Annotated in this window: 20 protein-coding genes; 13 read left to right on the top strand and 7 right to left on the bottom strand. The window is 63.6% G+C overall.

The window, feature by feature from the left end:
* Positions 1 to 36: 36 nt before the first annotated feature.
* From fusA to EXN22_RS15645, 6 genes are all read left to right on the top strand, one after another.
* Positions 37 to 2,142, top strand: coding sequence for an elongation factor G (gene fusA, locus EXN22_RS15620; RefSeq protein ID WP_130264914.1), 2,106 nt, complete (start codon positions 37 to 39; stop codon positions 2,140 to 2,142).
* 81 nt (positions 2,143 to 2,223) lie between these two features.
* Complete coding sequence (gene ligD / locus EXN22_RS15625; protein ID WP_130264915.1) at positions 2,224 to 4,662, top strand: DNA ligase D; 2,439 nt, start codon at positions 2,224 to 2,226, stop codon at positions 4,660 to 4,662.
* Positions 4,659 to 5,672: an acyl-CoA dehydrogenase family protein gene (locus EXN22_RS15630; protein ID WP_130264916.1), complete on the top strand. Its 1,014-nt coding sequence runs from the start codon at positions 4,659 to 4,661 to the stop codon at positions 5,670 to 5,672. Before ligD ends, EXN22_RS15630 begins: the two co-directional genes overlap by 4 nt.
* On the top strand, positions 5,669 to 6,433 hold the full coding sequence (locus tag EXN22_RS15635; protein WP_130264917.1) for a PIG-L deacetylase family protein: 765 nt from the start codon (positions 5,669 to 5,671) through the stop codon (positions 6,431 to 6,433). The genes EXN22_RS15630 and EXN22_RS15635 overlap by 4 nt, the downstream gene beginning before the upstream one ends.
* A complete protein-coding gene (locus EXN22_RS15640) occupies positions 6,430 to 7,029 on the top strand; it encodes a class I SAM-dependent methyltransferase (protein WP_130264918.1) in 600 nt (199 codons plus the stop codon). The genes EXN22_RS15635 and EXN22_RS15640 overlap by 4 nt, the downstream gene beginning before the upstream one ends.
* Positions 7,026 to 7,691, top strand: coding sequence for a glycosyltransferase (locus EXN22_RS15645; protein WP_130264919.1), 666 nt, complete (start codon positions 7,026 to 7,028; stop codon positions 7,689 to 7,691). Before EXN22_RS15640 ends, EXN22_RS15645 begins: the two co-directional genes overlap by 4 nt.
* Here the strand turns inward: EXN22_RS15645 and EXN22_RS15650 are convergent.
* A complete protein-coding gene (locus tag EXN22_RS15650) occupies positions 7,660 to 8,583 on the bottom strand; it encodes a LysR family transcriptional regulator (RefSeq protein WP_130264920.1) in 924 nt (307 codons plus the stop codon). The genes EXN22_RS15645 and EXN22_RS15650 overlap by 32 nt on opposite strands.
* A gap of 113 nt (positions 8,584 to 8,696) precedes the next feature.
* Between EXN22_RS15650 and EXN22_RS15655 the strand changes: the two genes are divergently transcribed.
* Together EXN22_RS15655 and EXN22_RS15660 are read left to right on the top strand one after the other, a co-directional pair.
* Positions 8,697 to 9,893: an MFS transporter gene (locus EXN22_RS15655; RefSeq protein ID WP_130264921.1), complete on the top strand. Its 1,197-nt coding sequence runs from the start codon at positions 8,697 to 8,699 to the stop codon at positions 9,891 to 9,893.
* A 9-nt stretch (positions 9,894 to 9,902) separates the two neighbouring features.
* Positions 9,903 to 10,298, top strand: coding sequence for a nuclear transport factor 2 family protein (locus EXN22_RS15660; protein WP_130264922.1), 396 nt, complete (start codon positions 9,903 to 9,905; stop codon positions 10,296 to 10,298).
* Here EXN22_RS15660 and ku read toward each other — a convergent pair whose 3' ends face one another.
* Positions 10,299 to 11,162, bottom strand: coding sequence for a non-homologous end joining protein Ku (gene ku, locus EXN22_RS15665; RefSeq protein ID WP_130264923.1), 864 nt, complete (start codon positions 11,160 to 11,162; stop codon positions 10,299 to 10,301).
* Between the two features lie 212 nt (positions 11,163 to 11,374).
* Between ku and EXN22_RS15670 the strand changes: the two genes are divergently transcribed.
* Positions 11,375 to 11,662: a hypothetical protein gene (locus EXN22_RS15670; protein ID WP_130264924.1), complete on the top strand. Its 288-nt coding sequence runs from the start codon at positions 11,375 to 11,377 to the stop codon at positions 11,660 to 11,662.
* A gap of 233 nt (positions 11,663 to 11,895) precedes the next feature.
* A complete protein-coding gene (locus tag EXN22_RS15675; RefSeq protein ID WP_130264925.1) occupies positions 11,896 to 12,510 on the top strand; it encodes a Yip1 family protein in 615 nt (204 codons plus the stop codon).
* Positions 12,511 to 12,529: 19 nt separating this feature from the next.
* Here EXN22_RS15675 and EXN22_RS15680 read toward each other — a convergent pair whose 3' ends face one another.
* A complete protein-coding gene (locus EXN22_RS15680; protein ID WP_130264926.1) occupies positions 12,530 to 12,802 on the bottom strand; it encodes a DUF1652 domain-containing protein in 273 nt (90 codons plus the stop codon).
* Between the two features lie 211 nt (positions 12,803 to 13,013).
* On the opposite strand from EXN22_RS15680, the gene EXN22_RS15685 reads away from it, so the two are divergent.
* From EXN22_RS15685 to EXN22_RS15695, 3 genes are all read left to right on the top strand, one after another.
* The gene (locus EXN22_RS15685; RefSeq protein ID WP_130264927.1) at positions 13,014 to 13,187 is read left to right on the top strand and encodes a KGG domain-containing protein; all 174 of its coding nucleotides are present in this window, start codon (positions 13,014 to 13,016) and stop codon (positions 13,185 to 13,187) included.
* Between the two features lie 49 nt (positions 13,188 to 13,236).
* Positions 13,237 to 13,797: an ATP-dependent Clp protease proteolytic subunit gene (locus EXN22_RS15690; RefSeq protein ID WP_130264928.1), complete on the top strand. Its 561-nt coding sequence runs from the start codon at positions 13,237 to 13,239 to the stop codon at positions 13,795 to 13,797.
* 98 nt (positions 13,798 to 13,895) lie between these two features.
* Entirely contained in the window at positions 13,896 to 14,123 is a 228-nt protein-coding gene (locus EXN22_RS15695) for a DUF6555 family protein (protein WP_130264929.1), read from the top strand.
* On the opposite strand, the gene EXN22_RS15700 is transcribed toward EXN22_RS15695, so the two are convergent.
* The 4 genes from EXN22_RS15700 to EXN22_RS15715 all read right to left on the bottom strand — a co-directional run bounded on the left by EXN22_RS15700 (position 14,124) and on the right by EXN22_RS15715 (position 17,435).
* A complete protein-coding gene (locus EXN22_RS15700) occupies positions 14,124 to 15,041 on the bottom strand; it encodes an AlkA N-terminal domain-containing protein (RefSeq protein ID WP_130264930.1) in 918 nt (305 codons plus the stop codon).
* A 109-nt stretch (positions 15,042 to 15,150) separates the two neighbouring features.
* Entirely contained in the window at positions 15,151 to 15,777 is a 627-nt protein-coding gene (gene ycaC, locus EXN22_RS15705; RefSeq protein WP_130264931.1) for an isochorismate family cysteine hydrolase YcaC, read from the bottom strand.
* Positions 15,778 to 15,830: 53 nt separating this feature from the next.
* Positions 15,831 to 16,517: a hydrolase gene (locus EXN22_RS15710; protein ID WP_130264932.1), complete on the bottom strand. Its 687-nt coding sequence runs from the start codon at positions 16,515 to 16,517 to the stop codon at positions 15,831 to 15,833.
* Between the two features lie 27 nt (positions 16,518 to 16,544).
* Positions 16,545 to 17,435, bottom strand: coding sequence for a pirin family protein (locus EXN22_RS15715; RefSeq protein WP_130264933.1), 891 nt, complete (start codon positions 17,433 to 17,435; stop codon positions 16,545 to 16,547).
* Between the last annotated feature and the right edge of the window lie 91 nt (positions 17,436 to 17,526).

Below are 17,526 nucleotides of genomic sequence, written 5' to 3' on the forward strand. Positions count from 1 at the left end.
ATACCCTCTTCATCCGCATCACACAGGTGACCCCTCATGGCGCGCACCACCCCCATCGAGCTGTACCGCAACATCGGCATCGTCGCCCATGTTGACGCCGGCAAGACCACCACCACCGAACGCATCCTGTTTTACACCGGGGTCAATCACAAGATGGGCGAGGTGCACGACGGCGCCGCGACCATGGACTGGATGGCCCAGGAGCAGGAACGCGGCATCACCATCACCTCGGCGGCGACCACGGCGTTCTGGCAGGGCTCGACCAAACAGTTTCCGGACAAGTACCGTTTCAACATCATCGACACCCCCGGCCACGTCGACTTCACCATCGAGGTGGAGCGTTCGCTGCGGGTGCTCGACGGCGCGGTGGTAGTGTTCAGTGGCGCCGACGGCGTCGAGCCACAATCGGAAACGGTCTGGCGCCAGGCCAACAAATACCACGTGCCGCGCCTGGCCTATGTCAACAAGATGGACCGCCAGGGCGCTGATTTTCTGAAGGTGGTCAAGCAGATCGACAAGCGCCTGGGCCACCACCCGGTACCGATCCAGTTGTCGATCGGCGCCGAGGAACACTTCGCCGGGCAGATCGACCTGGTGAAGATGAAGGCCATTTACTGGAACGAAGACGATCAGGGCACCAGCTACCGCGAAGAAGAGATTCCCGCCGACCTGCGCGAGCTTGCCGACGAGTGGCGTGCACACCTGGTCGAAGCCGCCGCCGAGGCCAATGACGAGTTCATGGAGCTGTACCTCAACGGCCAGGAACTGAGCAACGAGCAGATCAAGGCCGGCCTGCGCCAACGCACCCTGGCCAATGAGATCGTACCGGCAATCTGCGGCTCGTCCTTCAAGAACAAGGGCGTGCCACTGATGCTCGACGCGGTCATCGACTACCTGCCGGCGCCGTCGGAAATCCCGGCGATCCATGGCACCGACCCGGACCACGAAGACAAGCACCTGGAACGCCACGCCGACGATAACGAACCGTTCTCGGCGCTGGCCTTCAAGATCGCCACCGACCCCTTCGTCGGCACCCTGACGTTTGCCCGGGTCTACTCCGGCGTGCTCAGCTCTGGCAACGCCGTACTCAATTCGGTCAAGGGCAAGAAGGAGCGCATTGGCCGCATGGTGCAGATGCACGCCAACCAGCGCGCCGAGATCAAGGACGTGTGCGCCGGCGACATCGCCGCGCTGATCGGCATGAAAGACGTCACCACCGGCGACACCCTGTGCGACATCGACAAGCCGATCATCCTGGAACGCATGGACTTCCCCGACCCGGTGATCTCGGTGGCGGTGGAGCCGAAAACCAAGGCCGACCAGGAGAAAATGGGCATCGCCCTGAGCAAGTTGGCTCAGGAAGACCCTTCGTTCCGGGTCCGTACCGATGAAGAAACCGCACAAACCATTATCTCTGGCATGGGCGAGTTGCACCTGGACATCATCGTCGATCGCATGCGCCGCGAGTTCGGCGTCGAGGCCAACATCGGCAAGCCTCAGGTGGCCTACCGCGAGAAGATCCGCAACACCTGCGAAATCGAAGGCAAGTTCGTCCGCCAGTCCGGTGGCCGAGGCCAGTACGGCCACTGCTGGATCCGCTTCGCCCCCGGCGAAGAAGGCAAAGAAGGGTTGGAATTTGTCAACGAAGTGGTCGGCGGCGTGGTGCCCCGCGAGTACATCCCGGCGATCCAGAAAGGCATCGAGGAGCAGATGAAGAACGGGGTGCTGGCCGGTTATCCGCTGATTGGCCTCAAGGCCACCGTGTTCGATGGCTCGTACCATGATGTCGACTCCAATGAAATGGCCTTCAAGGTCGCGGCGTCCATGGCCACCAAGCAACTGGCGCAAAAAGGCGGTGCGGTGTTGCTGGAGCCGGTGATGAAAGTCGAGGTGGTGACGCCAGAGGAATACCAGGGCGATATCATGGGTGACCTGAGTCGCCGCCGCGGAATGATTCAGGACGGCGATGAGACCCCGGCAGGCAAGGTAGTGCGCGCCGAAGTGCCACTGGGCGAGATGTTCGGCTACTCCACCCAGATGCGCTCGATGACCCAGGGTCGGGCCAGCTACACCATGGAGTTCACCAAGTACGCCGAGGCGCCGGCGAACATCAGTGAGGCGATTATCAAGAAACAAGGCTAGGTTCCAAAAGCCAATTGAACTCCCTCCCCTGCGGCCCGCTCCCACTCCATAGGAGCCGCCGAAAAGCCGCAGGACACCGCCATGGCCAAGCCGTTGCAAGAGTACGCGCGCAAGCGCAATTTCGATGCCACCCCTGAGCCGGTGGGCGCGGGCTTGACCCGCAATGAGCCACACGCGCTGCAGTACTGCATCCAGAAGCACGACGCCAGCCACCTGCACTACGACTTTCGCCTGGAGCTGGACGGCACCCTGAAAAGCTGGGCGATCCCCAAGGGCCCATCGCTGGATCCAAAGATCAGGCGCCTGGCTGTGCACGTCGAAGACCATCCCCTGGACTACGCCAACTTCGAGGGCCATATTCCCGAAGGTCATTATGGCGCCGGGGATGTGATCGTCTGGGACCGTGGCGTGTGGATTCCCGAAGACGATCCGCACAAAGCCTATGCCAAGGGCAAGCTGCGCTTTCGTTTGCAAGGCGAGAAACTTTCGGGAATCTGGAACCTGTTTCGCACCCACCTGGCGGGCAAGCAGGAGCAGTGGCTGCTGATCAAGTCCGCCGACGCCCAGGCGCGCCCAGAGGCCAGCTACGATATCCTCCAGGCCCAGCCGCACAGTGTGCTCAGCGACCGTACCCTGGTCACCCGTACACCCCGGCCGACGAATAGATCCCGCGCCAGCAAGGCTGCCCTGCCCGACGTGCTCAAGCCGCAACTGGCCACCCTGGTAGAGACACCGCCCGAGGGCGACTGGCGCTACGAAGTGAAATTCGACGGTTACCGCATCCTCACCCGCATTGAAGGTGAAGATGTCCGCCTGTTCACCCGCAATGGCCATGACTGGACTGCCAAACTGCCCAGCCAGGCCCGGGCCTTGGCCAAGCTCGGCCTGCACTCGGCCTGGCTAGATGGCGAGATGGTGGTAGCCAACGAGCACGGCGTGGCGGACTTCCAGGCCCTGCAAAATGCCTTCGACCAGCAACGCGACGAGCAGATCATCTACTACCTGTTCGACCTGCCCTACCTCAACGGCAAGGACCTGCGCCAGTGCCCACTGGAACAGCGCCGCAGTGCCCTGGCGGCACTGCTGGAGAAAGCCGATGCAAAACGCCTGCGCTTCTCTGCCGATTTTGACCAGCCCGTCGAGTCGCTGCTCGACAGCGCTTGCAAGCTGGCGATGGAAGGCCTGATCGGCAAGCGCCTGGGCAGCCGCTACATCAGCCGGCGCAGCGGCGACTGGATCAAGCTCAAGTGCAAGCAGCGCCAGGAGTTCGTCATCGTTGGTTTTACCGAACCCAAGGGCTCACGCAAGTCCTTCGGCGCGCTGCTATTGGCCCTGCATGATGAGCGCGGTGAGCTGCGCTATGCCGGCAAGGTGGGTAGCGGTTTCACCCGCACCACACTGGCGCATATTCACCACCGCCTGGCGCCTTTGGAAATCAGTAAGCCGCGGTTCAAAAACCCGCCAACCGGCGTCGAAGCCAAAGGAGTGCACTGGCTCAAGCCACGACTGCTGGCCGAAATCGCCTATGCGCAGATGACCCGTGACGGCGTCGTCCGCCATTCAGTGTTCCACGGCCTGCGCGACGATAAACCGGCCAAGGCCATCGGCCTGGAGCAGCCCGTGAAATCCCCGACAGGTAAAACCTCTACCCTGCACCTGACCCACCCGCAACGCATCGTCGATGCCAGCAGCGGTATCAGCAAGGGCCAGGTCGCCGAGTACTACGCCCAGGTCGCCCGGTGGATCCTGCCGCATCTTAAACGCCGCCCCGTGGCCCTGGTACGTGCCCCCGACGGCCTGGCTGGCGAACTGTTCTTCCAGAAAAACGCTGCGCAATTGAACATCCCCGGCCTTGAACACCACGACAAGGCCGAGGCCGGCCAGGTGCTGATGATCATCGACCAGGCCGAAACCCTGCTGGGCGCCGTGCAGATGAACACCCTCGAACTGCACACCTGGAACGCCACCGCCAAGGACTTCGACAAGCCCGACAGGCTGATCCTCGACCTTGACCCGGACCCTGCGCTTCCCTGGAAGGCCATGCTCGAAGCCACCCAGTTGACCCTGGCGCTGCTCGACGAACTGGGCCTGCAGTCATTTCTCAAGACCAGCGGCGGCAAGGGCATGCACATCGTCGTACCGCTAAGCCGGCGTGCCGGTTGGGACGAGGTCAAGGGCTTTGCCAAGGCCATGGTCCAGCACCTGGCCGGGTTGTTCCCCGAGCGCTTGTCGGCGGTATCCGGGCCGAAGAACCGGGTCGGTCGGATCTTCATCGACTACCTGCGCAACGGCAAAGGCGCGACCACCGTTTGCGCCTATTCAATCCGCGCCCGCGAAGGGCTGCCGGTATCGGTGCCGATTCGCCGCGAGGAACTGACCGAACTCAAGGGCGCGAACCAATGGAACCTGCTCAACCTGGGCCCGCGCCTGGCCGAAGGCGATGATCCGTGGGCCGGCTATGGCCTGGTGCGCCAGTCGATCAGCAAGGAGCTGCGCCGGCGCATGGGTGTTCAATCATGACGCCCCGGGAGCTGTTGCAGGCATTCGCTCGCCGTCCACAGGCGTTGAATCTCGACCGTCAGTTGCAACGCTGCCTGGAGCAATGCCGCGAAAGCGGCTTTGACCAGTTGCCCCTGCCCGGCCATGGCCGCACCCTGCAGCGCTGGCAGGTGCTGGCCGAGGTCGCCGGGATTGATCTGGCCCTGGCCAAGCTGTTCGAAGGCCATACCGATGCCCTGGCGATCCTTCATGAGTGCGGCGCCAGCCATCTGGCCCCGGCCGGCAGCTGGGGCGTATGGGCCGCCGAGCCGCCGAACGCACGCGTGCGCATCGTCCGGCGCAACGGCAACGACGTGCACCTGCAAGGCCGCAAAGCCTGGTGCTCCGGTGCCCTGCAGATCGACCGGGCGCTGCTCACCGCCTGGGATGAACAGGAGCGCCCGCAATTGGTGGCAGTGGCCCTGGATCAGCCAGCCTTGCGCATCTTCAACGAGGGCTGGCAAGCCATCGGCATGGCCGTTACCGCCAGCGTCGATGTCGAGTTCAACCACTGCCCGGCGCAACGGGTCGGCAGCAGCGGCCAGTACCTCAGCCGCCCGGGTTTCTGGCATGGCGGTGGGGGCATCGCCGCCTGCTGGTATGGTGCGGCGCAAACCCTGGGCGACGTTCTCCTGGACCACTGTCGCCACCGTGAAGAACCGCACGCCCAGGCGCACTTGGGTGCGGTGGACGCGGCCCTGGCCGGCGCCCGCGCAGCGTTGCGCGAAGCCGCCGAGTGGATCGACGGCCACCCGGGCAGCGATGCCGAACTCGTCGTCCGGCGCCTGCGCGCGCAGGTCGAAGGGGCCGCGCTTGGCGTGCTCGATCATGTCGGCCGGGCCCTGGGTGCAACACCGTTCTGCCGCGACAGCCATTTCGCCCGGCTCAGCGCCGACCTGCCGGTATTCCTGCGCCAGAGCCATGCCGAGCGCGATCTGGCCGAGCTTGGCCGGCAATTGAGTGCAACCCCCGAAGGAGGCTGGCGGCTATGACCCTGCAGCTTGCGCAGAACCCGATCCAGGCGCCGGGTACGCCGCTTTCGCACTGGCAAGCGTCGGCGGCCCTGCAGGCGGTGCCGGCCATTACCCATGCTCAATTGGTGCCGCTCGGCAGCCGCCTGGTGGTGGTCGCCCCGCACCCGGATGACGAGGTGCTCGGCTGCGCTGGCGTGCTCGCTGGCATGCGCGGCCGCGAACAGGACCTGTTGCTGATCTCGGTCAGCGACGGTGAGGCCAGCCATCCTGATTCATGCCGCTGGAGCAGCGAACGCCTGCGCCAGCAACGCCCGCGCGAAAGCGCCGATGCCTTGCGCCGCCTTGGGCTGGACCTGACTCAGCTGGCCTGGCTGCGCCTGGGCCTGGCCGACAGCGCCGTGGCCAACCACGAGCGCTGGCTGGCAGAACGCCTGGTGCAACTGCTGCGCGCCAGCGACCGGGTACTGACCACCTGGCGCCTGGACGGCCACTGCGACCACGAGGCGGTGGGTCGTGCCTGCGCGCGCGCCTGCGAAACCGTCGGTGCCCGGCTGATCGAGGTGCCGATCTGGGCCTGGCACTGGGCCCGGCCGAGCGACCCGCGGCTACCCTGGCAACGCGCCCACAAACTGTTCCTCGACCGTGCGGTGCTGGCCCTCAAACAGCAAGCCGTCACCGCCCATGTCAGCCAGTTGCAGGCCGACGATCAGACCCCGCCAGTGCTTGACCGCGAGACGCTGGCGCGCCTGCTGCAACCTTTCGAACTGGTGTTCACATGAGCGTATCGGCGAGTCACTTCGAGCAACTGTTCGAGCACAACGACGACCCTTGGGCGTTTCGCACCCGCTGGTACGAAAAGCGCAAGCGCGACTTGCTGCTGGCCAGCCTGCCACGCCAGTACTACAACCGGGTGTTCGAGCCGGCCTGTGCCAATGGCGAGCTCAGCGCAGCCCTCGCCGAGCGCTGCGAGAGCCTGCTGTGCCAGGACCTCAACGCCACTGCCGTACAACTGGCCCGTGAACGCCTGCGGCCCTGGCACAACGCGCGGGTCGAGCAAGGCTGCCTGCCCGGCGACTGGCCAGCCGGCGAATTCGAGTTGATCGTGCTCAGTGAGATCGGTTACTACCTGGATCCCGGTCAGTGGCTAGAAGTACTGGAGCGCGCCGCCGCAAGCCTGACGCCCGACGGCGCCCTACTGCTGTGCCACTGGCTGCATCCAATCGACGGCTGCCCGCAAACCGGTCATCAGGTCCATGCCTTGCTGGCCGAGCGCATGCCGCTGTACCGCAACCTGCGTCATGAAGAGGCCGATTTTCTCCTTGAATACTGGTGCGTGCAGCCTTCAGGCATCGACCTCGACGAGCCTTGCCTATGATTGCCGTGATTGTCCCTGCGCATAATGAAGAACAACTGCTCGGTTGCTGCCTGCGCGCCCTCGGCCGCGCCGCGAAGACGTTGTCGACACTGGGCGAAGAGGTGCAGACGGTGGTGGTACTGGACGCCTGCCACGATGGCAGTGAGGCCATTGCCCGCGCCTATGGCGTGGAAGTAGTCAAGGTGCAAGCACACAACGTCGGTCACGCTCGCCGAGCCGGTGCGGCATTGATGCTCGAACGTGGCGCGCGCTGGCTGGCCTTTACCGATGCCGACAGCTGCGTGCCGACCGACTGGCTGTTGTGCCAACTGGCCTGCGCTGCCGATGCGGTGTGCGGCACCGTACATGTCGAGTCTTGGCAGGCCCATCAGGACGCGACGTTGCGTGAACGCTACCTGGCCCACTACCAGGCCCGCGAAGGGCACCGGCATGTTCATGGCGCCAACCTTGGCATCTGCGCCCGCGCCTATGCAAAGGTCGGTGGCTTCCAGGCACTGCCGTTGCACGAGGATGTTCAACTGGTCTACGACCTGCAGCAAAGCGGCGCGCATATTGTCTGGACCGCGCGCAACAGCGTGTCGACCAGTAGCCGCCGGGACTGCCGCGTGCGCGGCGGCTTCGGTGACTTTCTCAACAACCTGGACGATCCGCCCCCGGCATAAGCAACCAGGCCTTGATGAAGTCGATCCAGGCGCGAACCTTGCGCGGCACGTGGCGGCTGGACGGATACAGGGCATAGACGCTCTGCGGCGCGAAACGGTAGCCGGGCAGCGCATCGAGCAACTGACCACTGGCCAGGTCATCGGCCACCAGCCAGTCCGGCAACAGCGCCACGCCTGCACCCTGCACGGCAAAGGCACGCAGGATCGACGCATTGTCGGCGACCAGCAACGCCGTGCCCTGAGGCGCATACAGGCGGTTACGTGCCTGGCTGTCGACCAGCGTCCAGCGATTGTTCTGCTCGAAGCGGCTGTGTACCAGTTGCGCCACGTTTGCCAGGTCCCCGGGTGAGTCGATCAGTTGCGGACCATGCATGGCCAGTAGACTGGGCGCCAGCACCAGGCGCACGGTGTAGGTCGCCAGGCACACCCCACGGTACTGGGAGTCCTGCGCCTGGCCCAGGCGAATGGCCACATCGAATCGCTCACGCACCAGGTCGACCTGGGCCGTATGGGTCTCCAGGCGCACGCTCAGCGCAGGATGCAACCGGCAAAAGGCCTGCAATGCCGGGGCGAGGACTTTGAGCCCGTACTCAACCGTGGAGGTAATACGCAGGCTGCCCTGCAGCCCGCCATGCTCGGCGCGCGCCTCGTCGATGGCCAGGCGCGCGTCTTCAACCACCTGCAGGCAGCGCTGGTAGAAGCGCTCGCCGGCGTCGGTCAAAGCAATGCTGCGCGTGGTACGGGTCAGCAGGGTCACGCCCAGCTCCGCTTCCAGCTGCTTGATGCTGAAGCTCACCGCCGCACGGGTTTGCTGCAGGCGCTCGGCGGCGCCAGTGAAGGAACCGGCCTGGACCACGGCGCAGAACAGTTCGAAGCGGTCGAGACTGACCATGATTCGCCTTCGCCATTGTCAAAATAATTCGAACAATCTGCCGACTTTTCGCATCTTATTCAAGCATCGACAACCTTCTAGACTGCACCCTCCTCCAGCCCGTCGGCGTTGTCATGCCCTATCGCTCGAAAGTCACCCTGGTCTACCTGCTGGGTTTTACCCTAGACCTGCTCAACATGTTCGCCCTCAACGCCGCCTACCCGGTGCTGGGCCAGGAGCTGCACGCCTCGGTGGCGCAACTGAGCTGGGTCAGCAACCTGTACATGCTCGGCCTGACGCTTGCGATCCCACTGGGCACCTGGCTGGCCACCCGCCTGGGCGAGCGCGGCTCGCTACTGCTGTCGTTGGCGCTGTTCGCCCTGGGTTCGGCCCTGGCCGGTGGCGCCGGCTCGATCGAAAGTCTGCTGGCCTGGCGCCTGCTGCAAGGTGTGGGTGGCGGCCTGCTGATCCCGGTGGGCCAGGCCATGGCTTATCGCTTGTATGCACCTGAGCAACGTCACCACCTGACCTCGCTGGTGATGATGGTCGCCCTATTGGTCCCGGCCCTGTCGCCGGTACTGGGTGGCCTGGTGGTCGACCAACACGCGTGGCGCTGGATCTTCTTTGCCATGCTGCCACTGACCTTGATGACCGGCGCGCTGGTGCTGGCCTGGCTGCCGGCAAACCAGCCCTTGCCGGCGCCACAACCGATACTCGACCTGCGTCTGCTCGGCCAACCGCTGCTGCGCACGGCAATGCTGATCTACCTGTGCGTGCCGGGGGTGTTCATCGGCGCCAACCTTGTGGCGGCCTTGTACCTGCAACAACGCCTCGAGCTGAGCGCCACGGCCACCGGTGCCCTGATGTTGCCCTGGGCACTGGGCGCGTTGGGCGCGATCGCCTTCGTGCGCTGGCGCTTCAACCGGACCGGACCCAAGCGTCTGCTCAGCGCCGGTATGCTGATTCAGTGCGGCGCACTGCTGTGCCTGGCCTCACCCTGGGTCGCCGCACACCACGCCTGGCTCACCGTGATCTTCGCCCTGCTCGGCCTGGGCAGCAGCCTGTGCAGCAGCAGCGCACAAAGCCTGGCCTTCCTGGCCATCGCGCCGCAGCAGATGGGTCAGGCCAGCGCCGTGTGGAACCTCAATCGGCAATTGAGCTTCTGCCTCGGCGTCGCCGTGCTCGGCGCCGTGCTCAATCATCTGCTGCCTGACGTCCAGGCCTTCGCACACACTTTCATCCTCGCCGCGCTGCTGACCCTGCTGCCGCTGCCGATGGTGTTGAAACTGCCCGGGGCTCGTGCCCTGGGGCTTACCACTGCAACTATTTGAGCCCTGCCCATGAACCCGACCCATCCCGCTTTCAAGGAAGTTCTCAGCGCCCATGTGGCCATCGAGCAATGGCTGTCCGGCACTGCCCCGGCGGATCAGTTCGAGGCATTGATGGCACGCTTCAGCGCGCAGTTCACAATGATCAACCTGCCCGGCCAGGTCTTCGATTACCAAGGGCTGCGGCGTCTGTTCGAGCAGGCGCACGGTAAGCGTGCCGGACTGGAAATCACCATTGACGAATTACAGCTGATCGCCGAAGGGCCGAGCCTGAGCGTGGTCAGTTATCGCGAATGGCAGGCCGATGGCGCAGGCAATCGCTCGGTGCGACGCTCGACGGCAGTGTTCGAGCGTGACAATGGCGCCCTGCGCTGGCGCCATCTGCATGAAACGCCTGTTACTGCCTGATCAGGCTTTTTTGCGCGGTTTGCCGGTGCCTGCGGTTTTTTTCGCCGCTGGCGCTGCTTTCTTCGACGCCGCTTGGCGCCCACCCAGGCTGCGCTTGAGCAATTCGGTGAGGTCGATGATATCGGCGCTTTTCTGCTCGCCTTCGCCCTCCAGCGCCGCAACCGTGGTGATCTTGCCCTGGCTGGCCTTTTCTTCGACCAGGCTCATGATGGTGTCCTTGAAGTCGTTGCGATACTCCGCGGGCGTCCAGTGCCCACTCATGTCCTCGACCAGGCGCTTGGCCATCTGCAGCTCGCGCTTGTCGATGCTCGGGTCGCGCACGCTGGCTTCCAGCCCGAGGCTATCGAGGCTGCGCACTTCCTCGGGCCAGCGCAGGGTAATCATGACCATGGCGTCCTCCAGAGGGCGCAGCAGCGCCAGGTGCTGTTGGGTGTGCAGCACCACCTTGGCCAGGGCTACCTTGCCGGTGCTTTCCAGGGTTTTGCGCAACAAGGCGTAGACCTTGCCGCCACGCCGCTCGGGGCTCAAGTAATACGGGGTATCGAACTGCTGCAGGGGAATTTCGTCGCTGTCGACAAACGAGAAGATATCGATGGTCTGGGTCGCCTCGGGACGGGCCTTGCGGATCTCCTCTTCGCTGATCACCACGTACTGGCCTTTCTGGTACTGCACGCCCTTGACGATATGCTCGCGGGCGATTTCCTTGCCAGTGACCTTGTTTACCCGCTTATAGCCCACCGGCTCCAGGCTGCGCTCATCGAGCCAGTCGAAGTCGACCCGATCGTTGCTGATCGCGGTACTCAGCGACACCGGGATGTGAACCAGACCGAAGCTGATTGCACCTTTCCAGAGGGCTCTGACCATGACGAAGCTCCCGAACCAGCGCCAGGGCGGCACTTATTCTCATTGGAAGGACATTGGCGCCCAAGGTTTGCCTGAACCGCGCGCGGGCCCGACCGGCGGTTGTCCTGCGCAATAGCGCTGAACTCTGACGTCTGCGGCCTTTCTTAAAAGTATTAGCTGACTGTCAATCCACTCACACACGCGCGCCCCAGTAACCGTAGGAGGCCTGTGCCATGAGAAAGCTCAGCCCGGCCTGCCCGACCTGCTTGCAGATCGATTTTGTCCAGGACACGCTATTCGGCCCGGTGGCCCACAGCGCCGAGTGCGAAGTGCAACTGGCACCCCTGAGCATCAATGGCCTGCCCGGCCTGCGCCTGCAGATTCAAGCCCCAGTGCCAGCCAAGCTCGAACGCTCGCACAGTGTCGCGTTTGTCTGGGAGGGCCGAACCTATCGCGGGATCGTTCAGTACCACCGGCGTTGTGATGACGGTGGTTTGCAGTTGCAGCTGGAGTTGCAATAAAGGTCTCGCGATGAGGCCGGTGAGTGCACGAAGAGAAACCTGCCAGGTGTAGGCCGCAAGGCTGGTGGCGCCCTTGAGATCGAGCGCGGCGCATCGCGGGTCAAGCCCGCTCCCACCCATGGCCTGTAAGAGCGGTGTTGTCAGCCTTGGTGCAAAAAATGAACCCTCTGCACCCGGCCGACCTCCATAGAACAGGGAGAGGTGTTTCCTACCCTGCTTACCCGGAGGTCACCATGAGTACCCATCTGGTTCAACTCTTCACCCACCCCGACGACGCCTGGATGGAAATTCGCCAGGAAGAGGAACTGCACCCGCGCCACTACCTGCCGCACCTGCTGCTGATGGCGCTGATTCCGGCACTGTGCCTGTTCATCGGCACCACCAGTATCGGCTGGAGCCTGGCCGGTACCGAGCGGGTACGCCTGAGCGTGGCCAGCGCCGCCGAGCTGGGCGTGCTGCTGTATGCTACCAGTGTGTTCGGGGTGATGATCATGGGCGGTTTCATCCGCTGGATGTCGCGCACCTTCGATGCGCGCCCCAGCCTCAACCAGTGCATCGGTTTTGCCGCCTATACCGCCACGCCCTATTTCGTCGCCGGTGTCGCCGGGCTGTACCCCGGACGCTGGTTGGCGCTGATCGTGTTGGGCGCAGCATCGGCATACGCGACCTTTCTGCTGTATGTCGGCCTGCCGACCTTCCTGCGCCTGCGCAAGGAAGATGGTCTGCTGTATTCGACCAGTGTCTGGGCAGTGGGATTGCTGGTGCTGGTGACCATCCTGGTGTCGATGATCCTGTTCTGGTTCAACGTGCTCAGCCCTGAGTACCTGCGCCCGGCCAGCCTTGGTTAAGTGTGTCAGCCTGGATGGCTCAAATCGGCGCCTGGGGCTGGAACGGAATCTGGCTACGCCCCAGGCGCTGTTCTTCGCGCATCTGGGCAACCAGTGCGGCCAGTTCGTGACAGGTGGTCAGGCTGTGCACCTGGACACCAGTGACCGTCATGCAATCGCTCAGGCTATCGCCCTGGCCCAACTGAATGGTCAGGTGCTCGCTATCGGTGCAGGACACCACACAGCGATCGGGCAGGAAGGCCTGTTCGATCAAGTGGCACAACTCCAGTGTGGAAACGCCCATCAGTGACATGCTGCGATCCTCCCATGCAGTGCGGCGGTGGTCTATGGAAGAGACACGGCGAGCCTGGCAAGTTCAACCCGTACGGCGCTGTCTCGGATAAACGGCGCAGCTTTGCCGTTCGTCCCGCCCCGGCGAAAAATTTCAAACTTTGCCCGACGCCCCTGCCTCCCAAGTTGTGTAAGGCAAACGCCTTGCGAACATTCACAAGAGGAAGAGAATCATGGCTAACAAAGACACTTCCAATCCCGGGAATTTCGCTAACGACAAGCAAAAAGCGTCAGATGCCGGGAAAAAAGGTGGCCAGGCCTCCGGTGGTAGCGCAGGTGGCCAGACCCGCAAGCCTGACATGGACAAAGACCAGGCCCGCAAACCCAGTGGTGGCGGCCGTAGCTAACGGAGCAAAGACCGGCGCACATCCTGTGCGTCGGTCCCCAGGCACTGCCATGAGCCAACACGTCATCCACTTTCATTGCCAGATCGATCAGGACACCACCGAGCGCTTTCGTGACCGGTGTCTGCAGGCCGTCGATGAGGGTGCCAGCTCGTTGCTGCTGTTTCTCTCCACCACCGGTGGCAGCACCAACTTCGGCTTCTCGCTCTACAGCTTTCTCAAGTCGTTGCCGGTGCCGCTGTGCGCGGTCAACGCCGGCAATATCGAATCGATGGGCATCATCATGTACCTGGCGGCCGGCGAGCGGGTCGCAGCACCCCACTCGCGCTTTCTCATCCACCCCATGACCTGGCACTTCAGCCAGAGCGCGGTGGACCATTCGCGCCTGCGCGAATACCTGTCGAGCCTGAACAATGACCTGGAGCGCTACGTGCGCATCTTCGAACTGGAAACCGCCCAGGCCGAACGCAAGCTGGACATTTTTCATTGCCTGACCACCGAGGAAAAGGTCATCCCCGCCTACGACTCGCTGGCCTGCGGCATCGCTCACCGGCTCGAGCAGGTGGTGTTTGCCAAGGATGCTCGGCACCTGACCATCAGCGGCGCGCACTGACGGGCGCAATCGGATGGAATTTTTCCGTCGGCGCAGCACTCACTAGAGGCATTGAAGGGAATTTCTTGGTCACTGCTCTGTAAGGATCTTCCACAGCCATGAATAACGCGAAACTGTTCGTCATCGACTACCACCTGCACGGCGATCACAAGTCCTTCATCATCCGCGCCGAGATGATGGACAACGCCGAAGCCTGGCACTGGGCGAGTTGCGACGCCGGTATCGGTCGAATAGGCCGCTACGGCCGGGAGAAGGTCAAGAAAGTCAGCAAGCCCCTGGCCGAGCGCTATGGCATCACCGATGTGCAGTGGCGCCAGTCCGGTTGATCAGCTCAATGAGCTCCACAGGTGTTGCGCAGCGTAGGCACGCCACGGGCTCCAGGCCTGGGAGCGGTGGGCCAGTTGCGCATCGATGCCTTCGAGCAGGCGCAGGGCCTTGATCAGCGCCACATCCCCCAGGGGCAAGGCATCGGCCGCGCCCATCTGGCGCAACGCCAGGTACTGGGCACTCCACGGGCCGATCCCGCGCAAACGGCACAGACGCTCGACCCAGCCCTGCAAATCGCGCTCGGCGCGCAATAGCTGCGGGTCGTCGAGCAGCGCCCGGGCCAGGGTCGAAAGCGTCGCCGCGCGTGAGCGCGGCATGCCCAAACCACTGAGGTCGACCTCGGCAATGGCCTGCGCCACCGGGAACAGGTGAGTCAAACCCGAGTCATGCTGCAACGCCGTGGCCAGCGGCATGCCGTAGCCGGCGACCATGCGTCCGGCCAGGGTAATGGCACCGGCAACGCTGATCTGCTGGCCGAGCACGGTGCGCATGGCCTGCTCGAAGGCATCCCAACCCCGTGGCACACGAAGCCCGGGGCGTTGCGCGATCAGGCCTGCCATCAATGCATCAACACCCAGCTGGGCCTCGATCAGCCGGGGATCTGCCTCCAGGTCGAACACCCGGCGCACCCGGGCGAGTAGCCCCGGCAAGGCCGCGGGGCTGAGCCCCGTCACCGTCACCTGCAAGCGATGCCCACGGGCCTTGCGGACCTGGATCACCCCATGGCGCTGGCCAACCACAAAACTGCGCTCGTACACCCCTGCGCTAACGCGCTCGACCCCGTTGATCGCCCGGGCAGCGAAAAACGCCAGCAGCGACGGCCAGTGCAACGGCGGCTGGTAACTCAGCCAGCAACTGATGCTGGGGCCAGGACGCACACCGCGCCGGTGGCCACGTAAGGAAGAGGCAGGTTTCATTGAACGATGATTACCCATCCGGGCATCGGCGCGCCAGTGCCGGGGCAACGGCGTTGAAAAACGAGGTCGGCCGGGCAACAGTGCCCGGCCGACCGATCAATGAACGGCGTTACTTGCCGTTGGTCAGGGTGTTGTAGCTGGTAATCAGGTTGCGGTAGTCGGGAATGTGGTTGGAGAACAGCGTGCCCAGGCCTTCGATGTCGTTGCGCCAGTCGCGGTGCAACTCACAGGCAAGACCAAACCAGGTCATCAGTTGCGCACCGGCTTGGGACATGCGATCCCAGGCCGAGTCACGGGTCAGGGCATTGAAAGTGCCGGAGGCATCGGTGACCACGAACACCTCGAAGCCCTCTTCCAGGGCCGACAGCGCCGGAAAGGCCACGCACACTTCGGTTACCACACCGGCAATGATCAACTGCTTCTTGCCGGTAGCCTTGACCGCCTTGACGAAGTCTTCGTTGTCCCAGGCGTTGATCTGCCCAGGGCGGGCGATGTACGGCGCCTCGGGAAATTGCGCTTTGAGCTCGGGCACCAGCGGGCCGTTGGGGCCGGTTTCAAAGCTGGTGGTGAGGATGGTCGGCAGCTTGAAGTACTTGGCCAGATCGCCGACGGCCAGCACGTTATTCTTGAACTTGTCCGGCTCGATGTCCCGTACCAGCGACAGCAGACCGGTCTGGTGGTCTACCAGCAGGACTGCAGCATTGTTTTTGTCCAGGCGCACGTATGGCTTGCTCATGGTCTAACTCCTTGCAGTGGTAAGCCGGTACCAGAGGCACCGGCCATGAGGGATCAGCGTTGGGAATCGAGTTGTTCGTGCTCGTTGGCCACTTGCTGCGCCTTGAGATAACTCTCGATCAGCAACTGATAGTGCGGGAACACCGCGCTGTAGGCTTCGGCCCACTGTTGCGCGTCGGCACGGTTCCAGCTGCGCTGTACTTCCGAACACACCGCAGCGGTGTCCATCGGCACCACGCCAGCTTGCATCACCCGGGCCAGGGTGATTTCCTGGGCCATCTTCGAATAGGTACCGCTGGCGTCGATGACGGCAAACACCTGATAGCCTTCGGCAACGGCGCTGATGCTCGGGAAGGCCATGCACACACTGGTGATGGTGCCGGCAATGATCAGCTGCTTCTTGCCGGTGGCCTTGACCGCCTCGACGAACTCGGGATTGTCCCAGGCGTTGATTTCACCTTTGCGGGCCACGTAGCGGGCATGGGGCGCAGCTTCATGAATTTCCGGAATCAGCGGGCCGTTGGGGCCTTGGGGCACGGAAGCGGTGGTGATCACCGGGATCTTCGCCAGGCTTGCGACCTTGGCCAGGGTGATGGCGTTGGCCCGCAGTTCAGTCATGGGCATGTCCTTGACCGTCTGGAACAGGCCGCTCTGATGATCGATCAGCAGCATTGCGGCATTTTCAGGGTCAATACGCGGGACCTGGCCGTTGAAGTTGGCAACGTTGGCAAACGTACTCATGGCATCTTCTCCTTCGGGGTTATGAGACTAGTTGTGGTGACGCGGGCCGACCTGCCCGCTCATCAGGCCGAAGCGCCCGGCGCGAAAATCGTCAAAGGCTTCGGCAATCTCGGCGTCGCTGTTCATCACGAACGGGCCGTAGCCGACAATCGGTTCCTCCAGCGGCTCGCCACTGAGCAACAGCACCGAGACGTCGCTTTGCGCTTCGAGCAGCACTTCATCGCCGGCGCGGTCGAACAGCACCAGTTGCGCAGCACCGACCTGACGCTCGCCGTTGACCAGCAACTGGCCACGCAACACCACCAGCGCGGTACTGCGGCCGGCCGCGCTGGGCAAGCGCAGTGGCGCACCGGCCTTGAGCTGCAGGTCCCAGACATCCATCGCAGTGAAGGTCTGCGCCGGGCCCTGGTGGCCGCGAAACGCTCCGGCAATCACCCGCAGGCTGCCGGCACCGTTGCCCAGTGGCACGACCGGGATATCACTGCTGAGCAAGGTCTGGTAACCGGCCGGCGCCGATTTGTCCCTGGCCGGCAGGTTGACCCACAGCTGGACCATCTCCAGGGTGCCGCCCTTGGCTGCAAATGCCGGAGAGTGGAACTCTTCATGGAGGATCCCGCCGGCAGCGGTCATCCACTGCACATCGCCCGGGCCGATCAAGCCACCGGCACCGGTGGAGTCGCGGTGTTCCAGTTCGCCCTGGTAGACGATGGTCACGGTTTCAAATCCGCGATGGGGGTGCTGACCGACACCGCGACGCGCCGTGGTCGGGGTGAAGTCGTGGGGCCCGGCATAGTCCAGCAGCAGGAACGGGCTGATGTGCTGGGCCAGGTTGTCGTAGGTAAACAGGCTACGAACCGGGAAGCCATCACCCACCCAGTGCGGGTGCGGACTGCTGTAGACGCCTTGGATCTTTTTCATCAGATGCCTCCTCTCGTGCATGGCTATAACCATACGAGCGCAACGACATCGGCGGTAGATCGGTTAAACTGTCTTCAGCGTTCCATTTGGA

The organism is Pseudomonas tructae (genome assembly GCF_004214895.1).
Classification (GTDB): Bacteria; Pseudomonadota; Gammaproteobacteria; order Pseudomonadales; family Pseudomonadaceae; genus Aquipseudomonas; species Aquipseudomonas tructae.